Annotated in this window: 22 protein-coding genes and 1 other RNA gene; 5 read left to right on the top strand and 18 right to left on the bottom strand. The window is 41.2% G+C overall.

What is annotated here, in order from left to right:
• Positions 1 to 7: 7 nt before the first annotated feature.
• From rnpB to MHI35_RS09995, 6 genes are all read right to left on the bottom strand, one after another.
• Positions 8 to 391, bottom strand: an RNA gene (gene rnpB / locus MHI35_RS09970) — RNase P RNA component class B.
• Positions 392 to 451: 60 nt separating this feature from the next.
• Complete coding sequence (gene gpsB, locus MHI35_RS09975) at positions 452 to 757, bottom strand: cell division regulator GpsB (protein ID WP_211064272.1); 306 nt, start codon at positions 755 to 757, stop codon at positions 452 to 454.
• Positions 758 to 814: 57 nt separating this feature from the next.
• A complete protein-coding gene (locus MHI35_RS09980) occupies positions 815 to 1,375 on the bottom strand; it encodes a DUF1273 domain-containing protein (RefSeq protein ID WP_213019792.1) in 561 nt (186 codons plus the stop codon).
• Positions 1,376 to 1,424: 49 nt separating this feature from the next.
• A complete protein-coding gene (cotD, locus tag MHI35_RS09985) occupies positions 1,425 to 1,664 on the bottom strand; it encodes a spore coat protein CotD (protein WP_034661015.1) in 240 nt (79 codons plus the stop codon).
• Between the two features lie 315 nt (positions 1,665 to 1,979).
• Positions 1,980 to 3,227: a ribonuclease H-like domain-containing protein gene (locus MHI35_RS09990; protein WP_335349476.1), complete on the bottom strand. Its 1,248-nt coding sequence runs from the start codon at positions 3,225 to 3,227 to the stop codon at positions 1,980 to 1,982.
• Between the two features lie 23 nt (positions 3,228 to 3,250).
• A complete protein-coding gene (locus MHI35_RS09995; RefSeq protein WP_335349475.1) occupies positions 3,251 to 5,497 on the bottom strand; it encodes a DEAD/DEAH box helicase in 2,247 nt (748 codons plus the stop codon).
• A gap of 160 nt (positions 5,498 to 5,657) precedes the next feature.
• On the opposite strand from MHI35_RS09995, the gene MHI35_RS10000 reads away from it, so the two are divergent.
• Positions 5,658 to 6,776 (top strand): NADH-dependent flavin oxidoreductase, encoded by a 1,119-nt coding sequence (locus MHI35_RS10000; RefSeq protein ID WP_284553845.1) that lies wholly within the window; start codon positions 5,658 to 5,660, stop codon positions 6,774 to 6,776.
• Between the two features lie 50 nt (positions 6,777 to 6,826).
• Here the strand turns inward: MHI35_RS10000 and MHI35_RS10005 are convergent, their stop codons facing one another.
• Positions 6,827 to 7,333 (bottom strand): PTS sugar transporter subunit IIA, encoded by a 507-nt coding sequence (locus tag MHI35_RS10005; protein ID WP_211064267.1) that lies wholly within the window; start codon positions 7,331 to 7,333, stop codon positions 6,827 to 6,829.
• 168 nt (positions 7,334 to 7,501) lie between these two features.
• On the opposite strand from MHI35_RS10005, the gene MHI35_RS10010 reads away from it, so the two are divergent.
• On the top strand, positions 7,502 to 7,921 hold the full coding sequence (locus MHI35_RS10010; RefSeq protein WP_144521281.1) for an Hsp20/alpha crystallin family protein: 420 nt from the start codon (positions 7,502 to 7,504) through the stop codon (positions 7,919 to 7,921).
• 20 nt (positions 7,922 to 7,941) lie between these two features.
• On the opposite strand, the gene MHI35_RS10015 is transcribed toward MHI35_RS10010, so the two are convergent.
• The 3 genes from MHI35_RS10015 to MHI35_RS10025 form a co-directional block, all read right to left on the bottom strand.
• Positions 7,942 to 8,394 carry a YppG family protein gene (locus MHI35_RS10015; RefSeq protein WP_335349474.1) on the bottom strand — a complete coding sequence of 151 codons (453 nt, stop codon included), beginning with the start codon at positions 8,392 to 8,394 and terminating at the stop codon, positions 7,942 to 7,944.
• A gap of 106 nt (positions 8,395 to 8,500) precedes the next feature.
• A complete protein-coding gene (locus MHI35_RS10020; RefSeq protein WP_088001031.1) occupies positions 8,501 to 8,872 on the bottom strand; it encodes a YppE family protein in 372 nt (123 codons plus the stop codon).
• Positions 8,873 to 8,929: 57 nt separating this feature from the next.
• On the bottom strand, positions 8,930 to 9,163 hold the full coding sequence (locus MHI35_RS10025) for a DUF5446 family protein (protein ID WP_249407480.1): 234 nt from the start codon (positions 9,161 to 9,163) through the stop codon (positions 8,930 to 8,932).
• A gap of 196 nt (positions 9,164 to 9,359) precedes the next feature.
• On the opposite strand from MHI35_RS10025, the gene sspM reads away from it, so the two are divergent.
• Complete coding sequence (gene sspM, locus MHI35_RS10030) at positions 9,360 to 9,464, top strand: acid-soluble spore protein SspM (RefSeq protein WP_012010346.1); 105 nt, start codon at positions 9,360 to 9,362, stop codon at positions 9,462 to 9,464.
• Between the two features lie 23 nt (positions 9,465 to 9,487).
• Here the strand turns inward: sspM and MHI35_RS10035 are convergent, their stop codons facing one another.
• Positions 9,488 to 10,444, bottom strand: a complete 957-nt coding sequence (locus MHI35_RS10035; RefSeq protein WP_335349473.1) for a DUF2515 domain-containing protein — start codon at positions 10,442 to 10,444, stop codon at positions 9,488 to 9,490.
• 46 nt (positions 10,445 to 10,490) lie between these two features.
• Here MHI35_RS10035 and recU point away from each other — a divergent pair, with 46 nt between their 5' ends.
• Both recU and MHI35_RS10045 read left to right on the top strand, forming a co-directional pair.
• Entirely contained in the window at positions 10,491 to 11,102 is a 612-nt protein-coding gene (recU, locus tag MHI35_RS10040) for a Holliday junction resolvase RecU (protein WP_335349495.1), read from the top strand.
• A gap of 43 nt (positions 11,103 to 11,145) precedes the next feature.
• On the top strand, positions 11,146 to 13,860 hold the full coding sequence (locus MHI35_RS10045; RefSeq protein ID WP_335349472.1) for a PBP1A family penicillin-binding protein: 2,715 nt from the start codon (positions 11,146 to 11,148) through the stop codon (positions 13,858 to 13,860).
• A 35-nt stretch (positions 13,861 to 13,895) separates the two neighbouring features.
• Here MHI35_RS10045 and MHI35_RS10050 read toward each other — a convergent pair whose 3' ends face one another.
• The 7 genes from MHI35_RS10050 to dinG form a co-directional block, all read right to left on the bottom strand.
• Positions 13,896 to 14,405, bottom strand: coding sequence for a YpoC family protein (locus tag MHI35_RS10050; protein WP_335349471.1), 510 nt, complete (start codon positions 14,403 to 14,405; stop codon positions 13,896 to 13,898).
• On the bottom strand, positions 14,402 to 15,064 hold the full coding sequence (gene nth, locus MHI35_RS10055) for an endonuclease III (RefSeq protein WP_211064263.1): 663 nt from the start codon (positions 15,062 to 15,064) through the stop codon (positions 14,402 to 14,404). Before nth ends, MHI35_RS10050 begins: the two co-directional genes overlap by 4 nt.
• Before the next feature lie 17 nt (positions 15,065 to 15,081).
• The gene (locus MHI35_RS10060) at positions 15,082 to 15,786 is read right to left on the bottom strand and encodes a DnaD domain-containing protein (protein WP_335349470.1); all 705 of its coding nucleotides are present in this window, start codon (positions 15,784 to 15,786) and stop codon (positions 15,082 to 15,084) included.
• Positions 15,787 to 15,883: 97 nt separating this feature from the next.
• Complete coding sequence (gene asnS, locus MHI35_RS10065) at positions 15,884 to 17,176, bottom strand: asparagine--tRNA ligase (protein ID WP_335349469.1); 1,293 nt, start codon at positions 17,174 to 17,176, stop codon at positions 15,884 to 15,886.
• A gap of 115 nt (positions 17,177 to 17,291) precedes the next feature.
• Complete coding sequence (tseB, locus tag MHI35_RS10070; protein ID WP_012010354.1) at positions 17,292 to 17,777, bottom strand: cell wall elongation/penicillin-binding protein regulator TseB; 486 nt, start codon at positions 17,775 to 17,777, stop codon at positions 17,292 to 17,294.
• Between the two features lie 12 nt (positions 17,778 to 17,789).
• On the bottom strand, positions 17,790 to 17,960 hold the full coding sequence (locus tag MHI35_RS10075; RefSeq protein ID WP_003215469.1) for a YpmA family protein: 171 nt from the start codon (positions 17,958 to 17,960) through the stop codon (positions 17,790 to 17,792).
• A 133-nt stretch (positions 17,961 to 18,093) separates the two neighbouring features.
• Positions 18,094 to 20,886 carry an ATP-dependent DNA helicase DinG gene (dinG, locus tag MHI35_RS10080; RefSeq protein WP_335349468.1) on the bottom strand — a complete coding sequence of 931 codons (2,793 nt, stop codon included), beginning with the start codon at positions 20,884 to 20,886 and terminating at the stop codon, positions 18,094 to 18,096.
• Positions 20,887 to 20,892 lie beyond the last annotated feature (6 nt).

Raw genomic sequence — 20,892 nt, forward strand, 5'->3', positions numbered from 1 at the left:
TATAACGTTCTGTAAGCCATGTTTTGTTCCATTGTACTGCAAACGGCAAATGCCTCGTACTCAGGTGGTAATCATCTATCTACAGAATACTCTGTCCTTCTCTCCGTTTGGTTCCTTTGAGAAAGTTCCCCTACCAAGTTTGGGTTTCTCGCTCGAGGGGTTTACCGCGTTCCACTCTCACCATTTCTAGTGAGACTTCGTCACTGTGGCACTTTCAAGGATACTTTGCCATATCCTAAAAGGACGTAGGCATTTTTCCTGCCGTCAGCCTTTCCCAGGCTGCCCTGGCTTATCTTTTCGCCAGGCACGAACACTACGGGCATCTCAGCACCGTGCGAGCATGGACTTTCCTCTGCAATGTCTAAATGCATTGCAGCGATTACCCGAACGTTAATCAACAAGCGTTATTATAAACGACAATGACATGAGGCACAAGCTTTTTCAGCAAGGCTCAATCATAAAGTTTGCTTCCAAAAACGTGTTTCTCAAGGTTAGATAGTCTTTTTAAAATATCAAAGTTTGTTGTATTAGACTGTGTAGGCTGTCTTTTCCCTTGCTCAACGGCTTCTTCAAGCTGTTTAGACAAATGGAGGTTTTCTTGTTGAAGCTTTTCGATTTCTTGGTTGAATGTCTCATAGTCTTTAATGACCATATCTAAAAATTTATCGACTTCTTCTTGTTTGTATCCTCTGACACCTGTTTTAAATTCTTTTTCTAAAATTTCTTTCGCAGAAAGCTTTACTTTATCAGCAAGCATCTTTTTCACCTCATATCGTGAATTCATAGTATATTTTTTCAGAAATACGTGACGTTGTCAAATTTTCTCTTGCTTTTCATCAAAAAACGGATCTTCCGCCTCAACTTGCGCTCTCAAATCATCCATTGTGATGTACATAATGGGGTAATCGGTATAGTTTTCCGCTTCTTTGATCATGTACTTTGGCGAGCCATCATGCTCCGGATCATACAGAGCGAGGAGTCCATCTGTTTTTTCAATAAAAAAACGGTTCTTTTGTTTAAATTGTGCCGGACTTTCATACGGTCTATGCGTGACACTTTCTACAAAATCGGCCTGTGCAACAATTCCTTCATACAACTCTTTGTTTTGTTCATTCCAGCGCTCTTCCTGTTCATAAAATGGCGTAATGACGGCAAGTTTTAGCGCTGGATACTCCTCTTGAAGCTCAAATACCACTTCGGCTGTCCATATTTCTGCCCCTAGCTGGCCTGATATGAGAACCCACTCCAGTCCATCTTCAATTAAAGCCGTCAGCCTTTTTTGAAGCTCCGCTTTTATGTATTGAAGTGCAGGCTCGTCTTGTTTGAATATTCCAAGCTCAAATGGCTTGTACCCTGTGACAGCAATAATTTTCATTTTTTCACCTGCTTTTAAAAAAAGGGACTTATAAAAGTCCCATTCCACTTTATCTGTTACAGCAAGGTCCACCGCAGTTAAAGTGTTGATGTGTTGCCGGGTCCACCTGAGAAAACGTATGCGGGAAGTAGTGAACATGTTTGAAATTTTGATGGTGAACATTTGTCACATGTTGCGGATGGATATGCGGCACAATTGTTGTAGAATCACTGTGTGTACAGCAATGATTCGTCGGATGAACAATTGGCTGTGTAACATTCGGCTGACAATGATGATGATGATGATACATGTAGCATTCCCCTCTCCTTAATTTTCTTACATTAACAATGTATGAATTAAGAGGTGTACATGTACTAATGCATTAACCTATTTTAAAAGTTTGCAAGGAAAACATCCTTATAGTTTGAAAACACAAAAGCGACCAAAATGACAACAAGAAAAAACAAGTAGAAAAGACCCTTATACATGCTCTACGCTCCTCATTCAATATCTAACGTTATTTTACAGGATTCGCGGCCTTTCTACAATAAAAGTGCTAAACAATTTTTATTTTCGGCCGAGAGCCGAACGTTGTCATGTTTTGCGCTTTCCCGGGCAATAATGTTTATTGCCCAGCTTTCTTCAAAAGCCGTTTTTTTCGCTTTTCAAGTTCTTCAGTTTCTCGCTGACTTAACGAGGAGAATGATAATAACGATTCAGTGATAGATAGAGCTGATCTTGCATCTTTTTCACGATGTTCTTTATACTTCGCAAGTTCTATACCCGCTTTTAATGCTAAATGGACATCGCTTGATGTAAATAATGTGTCCCATATTCGAACCGCTTCATCCCACTCGTTTTGTCGTTTATATTGCAATGAAAGATCATAAGACGCCTGATTCGCATGCTCAAAGTCAGCATTCGTTAATTCCTGCAAATGCTTCGTTGCCTCCTGTACATCCCGATGAGCAAGATGCCACCTAGCGAGCGCATATTTCTCATTGTGTTCCTTTACCGCATCCTCAGATAGTATTTTTTTAGATAGATGAATGTAGAGACTAATTAACGATAAGACGTCTAATTCATTATGAGTCAAGATTCCTTCAATCAGCTTCGGGTTTTGTTCCTTTAAAAAATGAAAATAAATCATCGGTGCCAAAAACCCCGGCGTGTCGTTTTCACGCTGCACGTGCAGCTCTTCCTTTTCCACAACAGATAGCGCCATTCGTTCATATTTATGCTTCCACAATCGTCTAGATCCGTGCAAAAGATCAAAATGGCCAAATTCAGGAAGTGCAGGAATTTGATCTCTTAAAAGTGTATGTCTCGTTTTCACTTGCGGCCAATCGAACGATTTACCATTATATGTAACTAACGATTCTACATTTACCTCATCTAGAAAGCTTTTGTAAAGAGCCGCTTCATTTCCTGGATTGGTGAGCAGATGCTGTTTCACCACCACTTTGTCAGAAAAAACACGTGCGTGTCCAAGCAAGAAGATCATATTTCCCGTACCGCCAGATAATCCTGTTGTTTCAGTATCAAAGAAAAACAGCTCGTGCGGCTTGTACCCTTTAGCCGATAGCGAATGCTGGATGCCGTTTTCGTTCCATTGCTCAATGACTTTCGGCAGCTCCGCAAACGAATAGCGCCCATGCTGATCATCTAATGAATAGGTGACTTCCCGAATCAGACAAAAGGAATCCTCAAAATGATAAGGCAACACACCTAATTCTTCCCATTCTCTTAAAAATGGGATATTTTCTGAAGTCACAGGCTGAGGTTGTCCTTCTGATGTTTTCTGCCGGTTTTCTTGTGGCTGATTGTGCGATAGATGCTTTTTCATTCTGTTTAATTTCCCTTTTAAAGACATGAGCAGATGTCCCCTCCTTTCTCTTAAAATACGGACATCAATTCAACGATGCTGCTTTTTCCGTTGACCTCTTTCATTTCCATGCCAATGCAGGATGGACAGCCATTTTCACAGCGGCACCGCTCAATGAGCTGAATGGCTGCGCCTGCTATTTCATCGAAACGAGCTTGTACTTCCTTACTTAAACCAATTCCGCCAGGGTAATGGTCATATAAAAAGACCGTCGGTTTTCTGGTATGTGCCGCTTTAATTTGTGAAACCACATGAATATCAGAACGGTCACACATGACAAAAGCAGGTACAATGTGCTGAAGAACATTTGCGATGCCTAGCAGGAGCTGTTCAAGTGTCTTCTCTTCAAATCTCCGCTCTGCCTCGTGTAATTCAAACCAAGCCGCACTCGTATGAATTTCTTCTTCTGGTAAGTGAATCGGTCCAGACCCGATATTTTCACCAGTACTCAGACGGATTTTTTTAAATATCGTAGGCATTGCGTTGACGGTCACATCACCGTAGTGAACAGATACAGCTTCTTTCTCTGTCGTCTGATCGATTTCAAGTACCTTAAGTTGAACAGCTAAATTCGCATCTGTATAGTATTCTACATCTACTTGTTTCACATAAGCCTTCAGATGCTCGTAATCTAGCTTTTCCACTTGATACTGAACCCCTTCGTGTAAATAAATGGCCTCATCATGGAGCAGCGTCATCGCACTGAAACGGTCCATCTCGCCAATAATCCGAACATTCGCCACATCTGATTGATCCACAATCACGACATTTTCCTGACTTGCAGACCGGAGGCTGATGCCATGCGCCGGAAACGATTGATCTGACCAATAATACCGATTCCCGCTAAAATGGAGAACGCCTTCCTCATGTAAGTATTGCAAAATCTCTTCTACGTCCATGTCGCCAAACTGTTCATCCTCCTGAAACGGAAGCTCGTAGGAAGCACATTTTAAATGATCCACTAAAATGATGAGGTTTTCTGGGTTAATTCTGGCAGCTTCAGGCGGTCTATTAAAGAAATATTCAGGGTGTCTGACAATATATTGGTCAAGGGGTGAGGAACTTGCCACCATAATAATGAGTGCTTCCTCATGACGTCTTCCAGCACGGCCTGCCTGCTGCCATGTACTCGCTACACTGCCAGGATACCCGGTCATGATACAGACCTTGAGCTGACCTATATCAACACCTAATTCAAGTGCGTTCGTACTGACGACACCTAGAATGTCTCCTTCTCTCAATCCTTTTTCAATCACGCGCCGCTCTTTTGGTAAATAGCCTCCGCGATATCCACGAATTGATTTTGGGCCGATCTCTTTTTTCACTAGCTCTTGAATATGACTTAAAATTACTTCAACTCTTACTCTGCTTCTAGCAAAAACAATCGTTTGGATTTTTTCCTTTAAAAAAGTTTTAGCGAGTTGATTAACGACAGTGGCGGCACTTTGTCTAATATTTAGTGGTTTATTCACAACTGGCGGATTGTAAAACACAAAATTCTTTTTACCACTAGGTGCCCCGTTTCGCTCAATCAAATGCATCTTGCTTCCCGTTAGCTGCTGCGCAAGCTCTTTTGGATTCGCAATTGTTGCGGACGTACAAATGAAAATTGGATCACTTCCATAAAATGCACAAATTCGTTTTAACCTGCGAATCACATTCGCCACATGACTACCAAATACGCCTCGATATGTATGTAGCTCATCTATGACAATATACTTCAAATTCTCAAACAAGCTGACCCATTTTGTATGATGAGGCAAAATGGCTGAATGTAGCATATCTGGGTTTGTGATGACAATGTGTCCTGCTTGTCTGACTCGCTGCCGAATGGCGGGAGAGGTATCCCCGTCATATGTTTCACTATGAATCGGAACATCCATCTCGTGGATGATCTCGTTAAGTTCACTCTTTTGGTCTTGTGCGAGCGCTTTTGTTGGGAATAAATAAAGGGAGCGGCTTGTCTGATCTTCGACGATCGACTGAAGGACTGGCAGGTTGTAGCAAAGTGTTTTACCTGAAGCTGTTGGCGTGACAGTTACGACATGCTCCGCGTCCATCACACGTTCAAAGGCTTCCTTTTGATGAATGTAGAGTTCACTCACGCCTCGTTTCTCAAGCGCCTTTTTCAGCTTTTCATTCACTCTTTCAGGCACCGGAGAGGTCTGTGCAGGCTTCGCTTCAATTTCATGCCAATGTTCTACCTGTTCGTCTTTTTTTAATTCTTCTATGAGTTCGTTCATTGTTTTCTTTTTCATATCGCATCACCTCTCCTACATAGTGTACCGAATATTTGTTTGCATGACTAGGCGGCAATTTTTTGATGCGCAGCTTATGAGCAAATACTTTGAAGTGTTGTAACAGTATCTATTACACTTCTATAGTGAAATGATTTTATCAAGGAAGAAGATGATGAGAGTGAAAAACGAATTTAAGCCTTTATTTGAACCATTTACGTTTCCAGGAGGTGCGTCTATTGATGGCCGGTTAGTTGTTGCGCCAATGACACACTTCGGTTCTCACGAGGATGGCACTATTTCTAAAGAGGAAATTGATTTCATTACAGCTAGATCTAGTGATATGGGCATGGTGATCACTGCATGTGCGAACGTGACTCCAGATGGTAAGGCATTTGAAGGACAGCCTTCTATCGCAAGAGATGAAGATATACCTGGCCTGAAAAAACTAGCTTCTGCGATTCAGGCAAAGGGAACAAAAGCCATCATTCAAATTCATCACGGCGGCTCTCAGGCTCTCCCTCACTTAGTTCCAAATGGTGATGTGGTTGCGCCAAGTGACGTGTTTAAAGATGGAAAACAGATAGCACGTGCTTTAAAAGAAGAGGAAATTGTCCATATTATTGACTCTTTTAAAGAAGCGACAAGACGAGCAGTCGAAGCAGGATTTGACGGTGTGGAAATCCACGGTGCAAACGGTTATCTATTACAGCAATTTTACTCCCCGCATAGCAATCAGCGGACAGATCAGTGGGGAGGAAATGAAGAAAAGCGTCTAGCTTTCCCTATCGCTGTTGTGGATGCAGTGAAAGAAGCAATCGAAAAGCATGCGACAAAACCGTTTATCTTTGGATATCGATTATCCCCTGAAGAACCAGAAACGCCTGGTTTAACGATGACAGAGACGTTTACCTTAGTCGATGTTCTTAAAACGAAAAACCTTGATTATTTGCATATCTCTTTAATGGAGATTGACTCTAAAGCAAGACGCGGTGCAGATACGGATAAGACGCGTATGGAGTTGCTCAAAGATCGCTGTGGCGATACTCTCCCGCTCATCGGTGTAGGCAGCGTCATTACAGCCGAAGATGCACTAAGTGCCTATAACCAAGGAATTCCGCTTATCGCTGTCGCACGTGAACTGATCGTCGACCCAGATTGGGCAAAGAAGATTAAAGAAGGCAGAGAAAGCGAGATTGAAACTGTGATTAAACGCAGCCAAAAAGATCAGTATTTGATTCCAGAAGGATTGTGGTCTGTTATGGAAGCAAGTAAAGGCTGGGTTCCGATGGAAGATTAATATCATCAAAAAAACTACCCTCATACATTTGGGTAGTTTTTTTATTTTTATTATTTTAACTTAACAGTAAAAAGCTTAGATGTTTGTTTTTCAACAGATCCCTTTGGTTCTTTATCGAGTTGCTCGATCAAGTCACCATTCATAATGACAATCGGTGTCACTGTGCTTGCCGCTTTCTCTTCAATCAGTTCTAAATCACACGTAATGAGAGGGTCACCGATCTTGACTTTATCTCCCTCTTTGATGTGCGCTTCAAATCCTTCACCATTTAATCCCACTGTTTCAAGTCCGACATGAATCAGAAGCTCAAGCCCTGAGAGTGTTCGAATGCCAATTGCATGTTTTGTATGGAAGAGCTGAATGATTTCACCCTCTACTGGTGACACAATCGTTCCACTATTTGGTTTGACTGCTACGCCGTCTCCCATCATCTTTTGAGAAAAAACAGGGTCTGGTACATCCGTCATATCCATTAACTCTCCATCAGCTGGAGAATAAATGATTTCTTCCTTTACATCATCTTGGTTTTTCCCGAAACCGAATAATTTTTTCAGCAATGTCAATTGCTCCCTTCAAGCTTTGCTTCTAGATCTATTCCGTGTATGAAACGCTGCGCTCATACACCTTGCTTCATTCAACACTATTTAATCATAATTTTTTCCTCTCATCAATTGATAACCGCCTGAGTCCTTTCTGCATAGGCTGTAGAAGAGAGGTGATTCCAATTGAAACATGAAGGCGACAAGAAACATGAATTGCTGGCAAATGAAGATATTCTCTATGAAGCGATTGAACAATTTTTCGCATCCTCCCCGTTTCATGAGATATTAAATAGTGCGGAGGCGCTCATGACCACATCGCATTCACTAGCATCGATTACGACTGATGTGACAGAGGATGAGCAGTTTGTGTATATCGTAATCCAATTTCCCGACCATTTTGTCGAAGGCGATATCGCGCTAGAAGTAAAAGCCCAATATTTACACTTATCCGTGCAGGAAACAATTAAAACGGATACAGCTTCCTCGTATTCGAGCTTTACAAAAACCATTTTAATGCCGGCAAAAATAGATGAGACGAACATGAAAAGCGTGTGGAAAGATCAAACGCTTCGTGTGACGGCACCAAAGCAAAGAGCCCAATAGATCCTTCTATTGGGTTTTCACTATGCTTTAAAAATGCTCGTAAATCCTTTCGCTAATGAGCCTACTTGATTCATTGTACTCATCATTTGCCCAGCTGTATCAAACATTTTGTTAAAGTCCAATTGTCCATTCGTTTTTTTGAATTGCGATAGCACACTTTTAAATTGAGATGATTGCTGTTTTTGCGGTCTTGGCAAAGGATAAGGGTTCATAGGTTGCTGCATGGGCATCATGCCTGGTGGCTGCATCTGTGGCTGATTGATCGCTTCGGGCGGCTGATAAGGCGGCACATTTTCTTGGTATCCATAGGGCGGCTGATAGACGACAGGTGATGCCTGGCTCATTCCACCTTGATGCGGCGGCATGAAATATTCTGGAGGCTGCGGAGGCTGTTGCTGCATTTCTGGATACGGAAAAGGCCCTTGATTGAATGGATTGAATTCATACGGCTGCTGGTTTGAATAAGGGATCATATATCTCGCTCCTCTCGCTCTCAGTGCATAGTCTTGTCACTCATATATTATGTTGAAAAACAGAAGATGTGCCTAAAGCAGACATAAGAAAAACGCAGCGATATCTTCAGCTGCGCTTGTTAATTTCTTCTATTAAAAGGTTCAGTGTGTAAATCACTGACTCAACTAAATTTTTCACACGGGGTGCATGCTGTTTGCCAAAATAAGATTGCAGGACAACTTCTTTCCCATTTTCTTTGACGGCTTCAAGCTGTTCTTCGTGTAAATATCTAGGTTTCGCCAGATGAATAAACGAGATCGCAGCAGTGAGCCACTCTTCCATTTTCTGATCAAATGTCTCAACGGCTGGCTGAATGTCTGTGTGAAAATCATAAACGGGGTATTCCTCTTCAGCCTTTCCCTTTTGGTACTGCTCATACGCCTCTTCGATCCATATTCTCAAGTTTTGTGTATGTTCAAGTAATGTTTGATTATCCAAAGTGTTCACCTCTATGAACCATCCTATCAAACGATTACTTATTGCTCAAATAGAAAGCTACCCTGCGTGGTATGCCGGTCTTGCCGCCAGTTGATACTCAGCTGCGTGAATCTTCCCTTCACAGTCCTTTACTTCAGATTCAAGCCGGTCTATCATTTGCTCTTGCTCTTCTATGGCTATTCGTTTTGTTTCATTCACAGCAAGAGATAGTTCTTCTTCCACCGCATCAATTTTTCGCTCGATTTCCTCTAATAACTGCAAAATGGATTCTTTTGATACAAATTCGCTCATCATCAGATTCCTCCTTTATCGTCTCTCGTTACATTCTCTTTTCTTTCACACCCTCCTTCACACATGACAAAACTAGAAGCAAATCGCCAATCTAAGTGTAGATGAGCGCTATTTCTTCCTTTTCGACATCTGCTTGTCCTTCTTTGTATGATTGCGTCCGATTGTGTAAATTCTAAGGACAAAGGAGGTAGATTTCATGAAAAAGCAGCCAGCACCAAAAGAGCAAAAGCCAAAAGGGAAAGAAAACAGTACAGATCAGCTTGATAAAAAGCTTGGCGGTCCTAATCGACCATCCACGTAAAAAAAGCAGGTACCCCCTGCTTTTTATTTATGCAAAAAATAATGCTCTAATGAGAAAAGAAAACGAAGCTGTCTTTTTTTATGAAAATACCAGTCGGTCAGCTCAATTTGTTTTGGTAATGTCTCTGCATCAAACAAAGTTGGGCTCAATTTCTTTTGAAACCAATCTTCTCTTTGATCGTCTAATGAATGTGTCATCACTGGATAAACAGTTCGAAGAAAAGGTGTTGACCTCCTAGCGATCCCTAAAAACGGCTCAAAATCAAACCGTGATCCGGTATGCGGAACAGTATGCAAAAAATGATAAAAATCCGAAAATAAATCAGCACGAAATAATAGTTTCGCTAGTTTTTTTCCTAATGTAATACGCTCTTTTACGCGGGAAAACTTTCGTATGGTTAACCCGTACAAATGCCCGTCCACCGTTGGGAAAACAACGGTTTGAAAATGTCCCCACTCGCTAAACAGATATTGAATCGAGTGAAAAACATTCTTTTTCAGAAGAGGATTTTGTATAATAGGAGATTGTATAGTATATTGTTCATTTATGATGAGTGCATAAAGCAGGCGCTCTGTGTCACGCTTTAGCCAAAAACGTTCCCACTCAGTGCTCATAAAACGAGATACAGAAAAATACGGAAGCAGATGGAACAAAGGTTTGCCGCACCGCTTAGACCATTCATACAAAAGAAGCTGGGGATAAGCATCTGAAAAGATCAGCCAATTCGCTCTTTCATATGCTGTGAAAAAAAGGTGCCCCTCTTGATCTGTTAAACCTGGATGGAAAAGCTCGCCCTTTAGATCCGTCATAGACCATCCAGCATTTCTCGAGACAAAGGAAGCAAGCAGCGACCATTTCATCTCTGGATGACGATCATAAAAACGCTTGTAAGCATTTGTCCTCGTCAGGTTGTCTTTATTTTTCACTTTCGTTTCATGCAATATATGCTGAGTGATGATGTGCTCTTCTTGTGACAACATAGGTATCTCTCCAATACAAAATGCATTAAAAGGAGGCTGAAACTTGATGATTCGGTATCCAAACGGAAAATCGTATCAGCCCATTCAACCAATTGGGACAAAAAAACGAATCAGCGGCGAATCCTCTTATAGTAACCGCGGGATGACGCTTGAGGCTGACTTAAACGAAACCAACCAGTACTATTTGGTCAACGGGATCGCAGTCATTCATAAAAAGCCTACCCCCGTTCAAATTGTGAACGTGGATTATCCAAAAAGAAGTGCTGCTGTGATCAAAGAAGCCTATTTTAAGCAATCATCCACAACAGACTATAATGGAGTGTACAAAGGGCGCTATATCGATTTTGAAGCAAAGGAAACCAAAAGTACCACCTCGTTTCCGCTCAAAAATTTTCATGACCATCAAATTGAGCATATGAAACAGGTTGAAAAGCAAGGCGGTATTTGTTTCGTTATTATATCCGCATTTGGCTCTGTTTATTATTTGCCCGCGTCAGATCTCTTTTTCTTCTGGGAACGGCAGAAGCTAAACGGCCGGAAATCCATTAGTAAAGCTGAACTAATGGAAGCCGGTCACTTAATGACACTTGGATATTCGCCAAGAATTGATTATATTAAAGTAGTGGAGACACTTCATTTTTCGGATGAAAGTAAGTAACAATGACGTTCGAAAAAGGTTTAACACGAAAGGTTGAGATGTGATGTCTGATCAATTTACAAGTCGTGAACAGCGACGTAAAGCAAGTCAAGAAAACAATAAGAAGCAAAAGAACAAAAAAGGCAAAAAGAAAGCAGGTCTATTTAAAAAAATATTTTTATCTTTACTCGTGATCGGTCTTCTATGTCTAGTGGCCGGAATCACAACTTTTGCCGTTTTTGCATCAAGCGCTCCTTCAATTGATGATAGTAAGCTCAAAACACCTTATTCTTCAAAGCTTTATGACATAGACAAGAAAGTATTTGCAGAAGTCGGTGCGGAAAAAAGAACGTATGTCTCGATTAAAGATATACCCGATGTCGTAAAAGAAGCATTTATTGCAACGGAAGATGCACGTTTTTATAAACACCACGGGATTGATCCAATCCGTATTGGCGGTGCCCTTGTCGCAAACGTTGAGGACGGCTTTGGAGCTGAAGGTGGAAGTACAATTACACAGCAAGTTGTGAAAAACACTCTACTGAACAATCAAAAAACGTTAAAACGTAAAGTACAGGAAGTATGGCTCTCGATTCAGCTTGAGCAAAAGTACTCTAAAGATGAAATTTTAGAAATGTATTTAAACCGTATTTTCTTCTCGCCTTATGCTTATGGTGTTGGGAAAGCGGCTGAACAATTTTTCGGCGTCACAGATTTAAATAAACTAACTGTTGCACAGGCTGCGACACTTGCAGGTATGCCGCAGAGTCCTTCTGCTTATAACCCAGTGAAAAATCCTGAGGCAGCGGAAAAACGCCGTAATATCGTGTTAGGCCTCATGAAAAAACAAGGCTATATTTCAGAGAAAGACTATGAAGTGGCAAAAGCAACCCCTGTCAAAAAGACCGTAGTCCCTGCTGATAAATATAAGAGCCAGAACTCAAGTAAGTACTCTGCTTACATTGAAGAAGTCATGGAAGAAGTACAGAAAAAAGCCAAAGTGGATGTATCAACAGATGGATTAAAAATCTATACTTCACTCGATCGTAAAGCTCAGGATCACCTAGATGATATTATCAATGGGGATTCTGTTGGATTTACGAAAGGTATGCAGGCGGGTGTCACCTTACTTGATACAAAAAATGGTGAAATCCGAGCTATTGGCGGTGGCCGTGATGTACCAGCCGGCGGCTTTAACTATGCAACTGATGCAAAACGTCAGCCAGGTTCAACAATCAAACCCATTTTAGATTACGGTCCTGTCATTGAAAACAAAAAATGGTCAACATACCAGCAAATTGATGATGCGCCGTATACGTACTCAAACGGTACACCGATTAATAACTTTGACAGAAGACATTTAGGGAAAATGTCGATGAGAAGTGCTTTGGCACAATCACGAAACATCCCTGCCCTAAAGGCTTTCCAAGAAGCTGGCACAGACAATGCCGTGAAATTCGCTAATAATTTAGGTATGGACTTACCGTCTGACATTCCAGAGTCTTACTCAATCGGTGGATTTGACGATGGTGTTTCCTCCTTGAAGATGGCTGGAGCATTTAGTGCATTCGGTAATAATGGATACTATAACGAACCGCATGCTGTCACGTCTGTTGAATTTAATGACGGTACAAAGCTTGACCTTACGCCAGATTCCAAAGCGGCTATGAGTGATTACACGGCATTTATGGTTACAGATATGCTGAAAACTGCTGTCCAATCTGGAACTGGTACACTTGCACAAGTACCTAACGTTCAAGTAGCTGGTAAAACAGGTACAACGAACTTTACACAAGATGATATCAATAAATACAATATTCCTTCTGGCGGTGCAAAAGATTCGTGGTTTGTTGGTTACACGCCGCAATATACAGCAGCCGTTTGGACTGGAATTGGTAACTCAAAAGATGCGGACGGCAAAATGTGGCTCACAGATTATGAGCAGCGTGTTGCTAAACTCGTCTTCCAGCGATTAATTTCTCAAATTGATGATGGAAGCGGCTCATTTGAAAAACCAGACAGTGTCGTAGAAGCTACGGTTGAAAAAGGATCGGATCCAGCGAAATTAGCCGGACCAAATACACCTAGTGATAAGAAGACAACAGAATACTTTGTAAAAGGAACGGTTCCGACCAAAGTGTCTGACACATATGAGAAAAAAGAAGCCGATAAGCCTTCTGACTTAAAAGCGGTGTATGATGAAGAGAAAAAATCCATCACACTGACATGGGGCTATGATGACGACGCAGACGCTACATTTAATGTAAAACAAGCGGTTGATAACGGCGGCTATAAAGAGATTCAAAGCAGTTCTGCTAAAGAAGCGGTTATCTCTGATGTGAAGCCTGGCTCTACTTATAAGTTCCAAGTGACAGCCACTGTAGAGGATGTTACAAGTAAAGCAGCTTCTACCTTCCTCACCATCAAGGATGATGAAGATGAGGAAGAAAAAGCAGATGATGAGAACAAAGAAGAAGAAGAACCGCAGAAGCCTGACGACGAGCAGACAGACAAGACTGACGATAACAAAAATCAACCCCCAGGCACTGATGAGCAAAAGCCAGATGATAAAAAAGATCAAGACAAAGATAAAGATCAGGATCAAGGCGGAAATACGGAAAACGGAAATAATGGTTCTTCCGATAATGGCTCAGACAGTACAAATGGGAACGGCAACTCACAAACTGATAATAAAGATAAAAAGAAAGATGATGCCAAAACGAACTCACAAAGCTCAAGTTCGCAATCAACTTCTCCTAATCGAAAAGAAAATGAATAATGAAAAAGCACTTGCCTATGTGGCAAGTGCTTTTTTTAACGCTTTTGTCTAATCTTTTTGAGTGCTTCATATTTTCCATACTGCTTTTTTAGTTCTGTGTATAGCTCGTCTAGTTGAATAAAGCAGTGATATTGAGTTGGTTTTAGCAAAATGAACTCTAAACGTTCTGTCCAATTAATAGGAGCAACAGGAAATGTCTCTTGCTTAATATGTTCCCATTCAAGCGTTTGAAGTCTCTCCCCTTTGATCCAGTAAAACACCGCAATCATACTGACAATCCCTTGCAGCATATCATCTTCTTCACACCGAGACTTTCTTGTTTCAAAACGAGGAAGCATTTTTTCTTTTAATTCATTCCATAGTTCGAACATCACAGGAACAAATTCTTCTGTTTTCTGCCATGGAAGCTCATCTGTTAAACGTTCTGATGATAGATCATATGCGAGTGGATGCTCTCTAAGGATGTCCATTCGATCACCTTTTATCTCTACCTTTTTTGCTTTTAGTTTTTCGACATATGAGGAAAAAACAACGGCCCCGCTCATGCCAGCTTCACCAATCCTTTTTTCAGCCTCTTCTGCCCTTCTCTACACATATCAAGAAGCGGACAAGATTCGCACTGCGGACGCTGCGCCTTGCAGTGATATCTGCCAAAAAAAATGAGGCGGTGATGCGTCACAGACCAATCTTCTTCTGGCACCTTTTTCATTAAGGTTTGTTCTACTTCGAGAACAGAATCCTTCCAGCGGCAGATTCCAAGTCGTTTGCTGACACGTTCTACATGTGTATCGACTGCAATTGCCGGCACCCCAAAAGCGACCGAAACAACGACATTTGCTGTTTTTCGGCCCACCCCAGGAAGCTTCACAAGCTCATCCCGATCCTTTGGCACTTCGCCGCCATATTCTTCAATCAGCATTTTGCTCAACTTTTGAATATTTTTGGCTTTATTTCGATAAAGGCCAATCGAACGAATATCTTGCTGCAATTCTTCAAGCGGTACACTTAAATAGTCTTCTGGTGTTTTATATTTTTGAAATAACGTTTTGGTCACTTTGTTGACAAGCACGTCTGTACACTGCGCAGAGAGTGCTACAGCGATCACAAGTTCAAATGGATTGGAATGAACAAGCTCACACTCAGCTTCTGGATACATATCTCCTATAATATCTAAACATTCATTGATTTGTTTTTTTGATAACATGACTTCTCCTTTATTGGTTATTGTTCCAGCCAATTATAAAAAGGAACTTGTCGCTTATATGTTGACGTCTCTTCTTTTGAAGGTGGCGCTTTTTGCTGAGAACGGAAGTGCTGGCTATGCTCTTTTGCTTCTTCCGCTGTTTTCAGCCCTTTCTTTTTCCACTCAAACAAAATTCGATCAATATAACGGAAATTTAATTTTCCCGATAAAACGGCTTCTCTTAGCGCTAGCCGAATCATTTCAGCATCATGATGGTCTTGATCCATCCAGATCGAGAGTGTTTCTCCTTCAAGAGGAGAAAGCGGTCTGCCAAATTCATCTTCAAATAAAGCATATAAAGACCTTTCAGCCTGTACATGTTGTTTTTGACCTTCCTTCGCTTGTTTAGCCTCTAAAAAGTCATACAACACGCCCCATAATGGCTCAACTGAGTAACGGTCATGCTGAATACCAGACCCGTCCTCAAACGGCTGAATCGAAATAAATCCTTTTTGAATTAAATGCTGAACCATATACGCACACTCTTCAGCTGATATGGTCATGCCATGGGAAAGCTCTTCAAATGTTTGAAAGAACACACCTTGTTCTTCATTCATTTTAATCTTAAGCATCACCATCATCTGTGATTCATTCAGTCCTAATTGCTCATAATGAGCAATCAGCAAATTAGGCAAACTGGTCGACCCCATTTGCTGCATATTAATAAATTGCTGCCTATTCATCGGATACACCTCTTCACTTTAAGTATATCACGTTTTATTTCACGTGCCCCTTCAAAAACGTTTGAAAAAGCCTCCATATGTTGGAGGCTTTCACGTCTTAAGGATATAAACGGTTTAATAATCTTGGGAAAGGAATGGTTTCACGCACATGCGGCGCTCCACTAATCCAAGCAACTGTACGTTCAAGTCCAAGACCAAAACCTGAATGCGGTACAGAACCATATTGTCTTAATTCTGTGTACCATTTGTAAGTTTCTTTGTCTAGTCCATGTTCTTTCAATCTTGCTTCAAGAAGTTCTAGATCATGAACACGCTCAGAACCACCAATGATCTCTCCGTAGCCTTCTGGTGCAATCAAGTCTGCACAAAGAACGACATCATCACGATCTGGTGCAGGCTGCATGTAAAATGGTTTTAATGATGTTGGGTAGTGAGTGATAAACACTGGTTTATCGTAGCTTTCAGCGATCGCTGTTTCGTGAGGCGCGCCGAAGTCATCTCCCCATTCAATATCGTCAAATCCTTTTTCTTGCAAGAATTTAATGGCTTCATCGTAAGTGATACGCGGGAATGGTGCTTTGATATTTTCTAGTTTAGCTGTATCACGGCCAAGTGTATGCAGTTCCACTTTACAGTTTTCAAGTACACTTTGAACCACATGAGTCACATAGTTTTCTTGGTACTCAAGGTTTTCATTAAATTCGACAAAAGCCATCTCAGGCTCGATCATCCAAAACTCAATTAAATGGCGTTTTGTTTTAGATTTTTCAGCTCTAAATGTTGGACCGAAAGAGAATACTTTCCCAAGTGCCATAGCAGCAGCTTCCATGTAAAGCTGTCCACTTTGAGAAAGGTACGCGTCTTCATCAAAATATTTCGTCGCAAACAGCTCCGTTGTGCCCTCAGGTGCACTTCCAGTTAAAATTGGCGGATCTACTTTCACGAAGCCTTCTTGATGGAAGAATTCATATGTAGCACGAATGATTTCGTTGCGAATTTTCATAATGGCATGCTGCTTTTTAGAACGAAGCCATAAATGACGGTGATCCATTAAGAATTCTGTTCCATGCTCTTTTGGTGTAATCGGGTAGTCAGTTGCTTCGTGAATCACTTCAATGGATTTCACTTGCAATTCAAAACCAAGAGGTGAACGCTCGTCTTTTGTTACTTGTCCTGTCACATAGACAGCTGTTTCTTGAGTGACTGATTTCGCAAGCTTAAAGACTTCTTCTTCTACTTCTGCTTTTACTACGACTCCTTGAATAAAGCCTGTCCCGTCACGCAGCTGCAAGAATGCAATTTTACCGCTTGAACGTTTATTGGCAATCCATGCGCCGATGGTTACATCTTCATCGACATGTTTGAACACTTGATTAATCGTTGTTTTCAACATAATTCCCTCCAAAGCCAGAAAGAAGCTCACCTTTTCAATAGGTGTGATTCTTTTTTCATACATTTTATTATAACCGTTCTAAATCAGCATGGTCAACGCAAGACAGGAGAAACTATGGTGTTACATTTTTTTCTACGTGTCCTGTCGAGAAATCGACATAGCTAAAGCTGTATTGATTGTTTTCATTTAAGTACGTCACTTCCCAAAGGAGTACATCACCTTCTCTTGCTAATTGAACGTCCTTTAGCTTAGAGACCGTGTTCTCCTTTTGAACAGCTTGTACTGCTTGGTTTGAGGTTACACCATCTTTTGCCCTTTTTGCGATCACTTTTTCTTTTTTGCTGGCAGGTACCCAAACATAAGTTGTTTCATTTTGTTTGTTTTTGCCTTCAACAATAAATTGTTTTTCTTTTCCGACAAAGGTTTCTACTTGCTCCACTTGTACGATGTCTGCTTGTTTTTTTGCTCGTTCAATCGCCGTTTCATGCCCTTGTTCTTTTTGCCCCATGGCAATCTGATAAATCCACGTAAAGCTGATGATGCCAATAAGCAAAACGAAAGCCACAACGGATGAGATGATCCAAACTATTTTTTTCATGTCAAGCTTCCCCTATGTGCGATATATTGTAAATATCGCTTGATTTTGATCTTCTTGATCTAATGCTAGTCCAAACATGAGATCTTCTCTTTTAAGCGTTCTATTCAATAAGTCAACAATTTTATACAGGTCCTCTGAATGCTTAATGTGAACAGTTGAAAGTACCTCTATTTTACTTTCCACTTCTAATTCCTCCTCGGTACGTAAATATTGTTAGTCATACTTTTCGGCGCGGGAACCGATACTATTTTTACAACGGAACACAAAAAAGCCGTTACGATAAATTAACTCCAAACCCACACCAGCTAAAGGCCGCTTATGACAGCGGCTTTTCGTTGTTGAGCTTCTCTATATACGCCTCAAGTGATTCTTTTGTCATCTCGTGGACCGGCGCATGAGGGAGTGATTCTAAAAATAGCTTTCCATATGACGCGGTTTTCACTCGGCGGTCTAAAATGAGCAATGTCCCAATGTCTTTTTCAGAGCGTAGCAAGCGTCCTGCACCTTGTTTAAAGGTTAACACAGCTTCTGGGAGAGCAACGGCTTTAAACGGGTTTTTGCCTTGTTTTTTAGCGGCATCACATTTTGCTTCAATAAGCGGTGAATCAGGCGGTCGAAACGGAAGACGTGCCATAATGACTGTTGTCAGCTCTGATCCAGGAAAATCGACACCTTCCCAAAAACTACCTGTACCAAGTAAAATTGCATGTTTTGCTAATTTAAACATCTTCGTTAATTTAACAGGACTACCACCCGTCAAACCTTGAGCAAAAAGGGCGGCTTGCATCCCTTCTGTTTTCAGTTCATCATACACTGCTTTTAACATCTCATGTGAATTAAACAACACCAATATCTTCGCTTGATGCTGTTTTTCCATCATCTTAATGTACCGTACTGATTGCTTTACATAGTCGCGCTCATCACGGTTCGTAATCGGCGGCATATCAACTGGTACAATCACCTTGAGCTGTTTTTCAAGTTCAAACGGTGATTCAATCTGTACAAGATGCGGATAAAAGTCCTGCAGACCAAATCGTTCTAAGCAATAATCAAAACGACCATTGATTGTGAGTGTCCCTGATGTGAGAACAACACTTTTTTTGTTCATAAAAAACCGATCCGCTAAAAGCTCTCCAGTATCTAGCGGCTGCGCGTGCATAAAGACAGCATTTTTGGCACCCTTTGCATCAATCTCAATCCAAACCGTTTCATCGTTTTTCGGTTCAAAAATGAACCGGTACAGCGTACTGCAAAATGTTTGCATAAACGACATCACTTGATCGTATTCCTCTGCTTCAAACGCAAAGTGTTCTGTCAGTTGATCACTTTTTTGAAGAAGCTCGCTTTTCTGCTGTTCATACAGCTTTTCACAAGCAATTAACAAGGAACAAAGCTTACTTGCCGTCTCTTTAATCCGTTTCCACTGCGCATGCTTCGACTGATGACGTACTCTATGAATGAGACGATTGATGTCTGCTTTTGGTTTTGTCCTTTTGACAAAAGAATGGACGGTACTAAAAAAGGCGTCACTTTCCATTTGAAGCTGATAGAGATACTCATCCATTTCAATAAAGGTGTCCGTCTGTAAACCGGCACCGTGGAATCTTTTTTTCAGCTTCTTTAACAAACCACCCTGTAAGGAACCAAGCTGCGTTAATTTCGCATGAAGCTGGATATAAGATGCGCTATCCCCTAGCGTTTCATTGGCTGTTTTCTCAAATTGGTGAGCCTCGTCAATCACATATACGTCTGCATGCTGAAAGATAGATGATGCCTCCGTTTGTGATAAGAGCAGGCGATGATTCGTTAAAATTAAATCAGCTGTTTTCGCCCTTCTTTTCGCGCGCTCATAAAAGCAGTATTCTTTAAAGCGGCGCTTTTTCGATGTAAATGGCATGTGCACACACGAAATCCGGTCTTTTATATTGGCAGCTCCCGACGGTAAATTTAGTTCAGATAAATCACCCGTTTCTGTGACAAGGAGCCACATTAATATTTGCGCCTTCGTTAAGACCACATCATAGTTATCATCTTCCTCATGGAGCACATGCTCAAACTTATCTAAGCAAATATAATGCGCCCGACCTTTGAATACACAGGCTGCTGGCTCAAATGGTAGTAATTGATTTAAAATCGGCACATCGCGCTGAAGCATTTGCTGCTGCAAAAGAATGGAATATGTACTAATAATGACAGGTTTTCCTGATTTCTTTGCTTCTAATGCAGCTGGTATGAGGTATGCCAGCGTTTTTCCAATACCTGGTGCCGCTTCAATTAAAGCATAAGCTCTTTCATGAAACACATCTCTCACTTTATTCATCATCGTGAGCTGGCCTTCTCTTACTTCATAGCCTTCCACTGTTTGGGGCAGCTTCTTTTTGATCTCCTCAAACAGCTGTTCATCGTCTTCCCCTACTGAATTTGTCGTATCCTTTTCAGAATTAGTGACATCTTTAACAGCAAAAGAGCCGACTTCTACCAATGAATCTTCGCTGCTAGCATCACTCGTTTCAAGCTGCTGGATTAAAAGTCCTATATCACTTAAAAGATAAGAGGATAATCTGCGCAGCTGCTTAAGCACATTTGTCGGTGTATGCGTTAATTGATGGAGTAAGGTTAAAAATAACATAGCAGTAACTTCCGCATCACTATCCGCCCTGTGCGGGTGGTCATGTGGAAGCATGAGCTCTTCGCTTAATTCAGTGAGCTTATAGCCTTCAAGCTCTGGATAAAGAATTCTAGAAATTTCAACTGTATCAATCGCTAGCACATCCAGCTCATTTTTCCCGCATGCTTTTAGTTCATCATTTAAAAAATTCAAGTCAAAATGAACATTGTGCGCAACAAAATAAGCGCCTTGAATGAGATCATACACCTCTTGGGCAATGTCCTCAAAAAACACCGCATCGTCGACCATATGCTGCTGAATGCCTGTCAGCTGTTCAATAAATCCAGGGATCGCTTTTCCTGGGTTCACATATTTTGAATACCGTTCGACAATTTGTCCATTTTCAATGACCACCGCAGCAATTTGAATGATTTTATCACCCTTTTTGGGTGAATTTCCGGTGGTTTCAATATCAACGACAACAAACCTTTGATCGGCCATAAAATG

It is taken from the genome of Bacillus sp. FSL K6-3459, assembly GCF_038003305.1.
In the GTDB taxonomy this organism is placed as follows: domain Bacteria; phylum Bacillota; class Bacilli; order Bacillales; family Bacillaceae; genus Bacillus; species Bacillus pumilus_O.

Excerpts from the sequence above, each read along its gene's own strand:
- gpsB (WP_211064272.1), bottom strand. The coding sequence starts at position 757 with ATGCTTGCTGATAAAGTAAAGCTTTCTGCGAAAGAAATTTTAGAAAAA.
- MHI35_RS09980 (WP_213019792.1), bottom strand. The coding sequence starts at position 1,375 with ATGAAAATTATTGCTGTCACAGGGTACAAGCCATTTGAGCTTGGAATA.
- cotD (WP_034661015.1), bottom strand. The coding sequence starts at position 1,664 with ATGTATCATCATCATCATCATTGTCAGCCGAATGTTACACAGCCAATT.
- MHI35_RS09990 (WP_335349476.1), bottom strand. The coding sequence starts at position 3,227 with ATGTCTTTAAAAGGGAAATTAAACAGAATGAAAAAGCATCTATCGCAC.
- MHI35_RS09995 (WP_335349475.1), bottom strand. The coding sequence starts at position 5,497 with ATGAAAAAGAAAACAATGAACGAACTCATAGAAGAATTAAAAAAAGAC.
- MHI35_RS10015 (WP_335349474.1), bottom strand. The coding sequence starts at position 8,394 with ATGATCCCTTATTCAAACCAGCAGCCGTATGAATTCAATCCATTCAAT.
- MHI35_RS10025 (WP_249407480.1), bottom strand. The coding sequence starts at position 9,163 with ATGAGCGAATTTGTATCAAAAGAATCCATTTTGCAGTTATTAGAGGAA.
- sspM (WP_012010346.1), top strand. The coding sequence starts at position 9,360 with ATGAAAAAGCAGCCAGCACCAAAAGAGCAAAAGCCAAAAGGGAAAGAA.
- MHI35_RS10035 (WP_335349473.1), bottom strand. The coding sequence starts at position 10,444 with ATGTTGTCACAAGAAGAGCACATCATCACTCAGCATATATTGCATGAA.
- recU (WP_335349495.1), top strand. The coding sequence starts at position 10,491 with ATGATTCGGTATCCAAACGGAAAATCGTATCAGCCCATTCAACCAATT.
- MHI35_RS10045 (WP_335349472.1), top strand. The coding sequence starts at position 11,146 with ATGTCTGATCAATTTACAAGTCGTGAACAGCGACGTAAAGCAAGTCAA.
- MHI35_RS10050 (WP_335349471.1), bottom strand. The coding sequence starts at position 14,405 with ATGAGCGGGGCCGTTGTTTTTTCCTCATATGTCGAAAAACTAAAAGCA.
- nth (WP_211064263.1), bottom strand. The coding sequence starts at position 15,064 with ATGTTATCAAAAAAACAAATCAATGAATGTTTAGATATTATAGGAGAT.
- MHI35_RS10060 (WP_335349470.1), bottom strand. The coding sequence starts at position 15,786 with ATGAATAGGCAGCAATTTATTAATATGCAGCAAATGGGGTCGACCAGT.
- tseB (WP_012010354.1), bottom strand. The coding sequence starts at position 17,777 with ATGAAAAAAATAGTTTGGATCATCTCATCCGTTGTGGCTTTCGTTTTG.
- dinG (WP_335349468.1), bottom strand. The coding sequence starts at position 20,886 with ATGGCCGATCAAAGGTTTGTTGTCGTTGATATTGAAACCACCGGAAAT.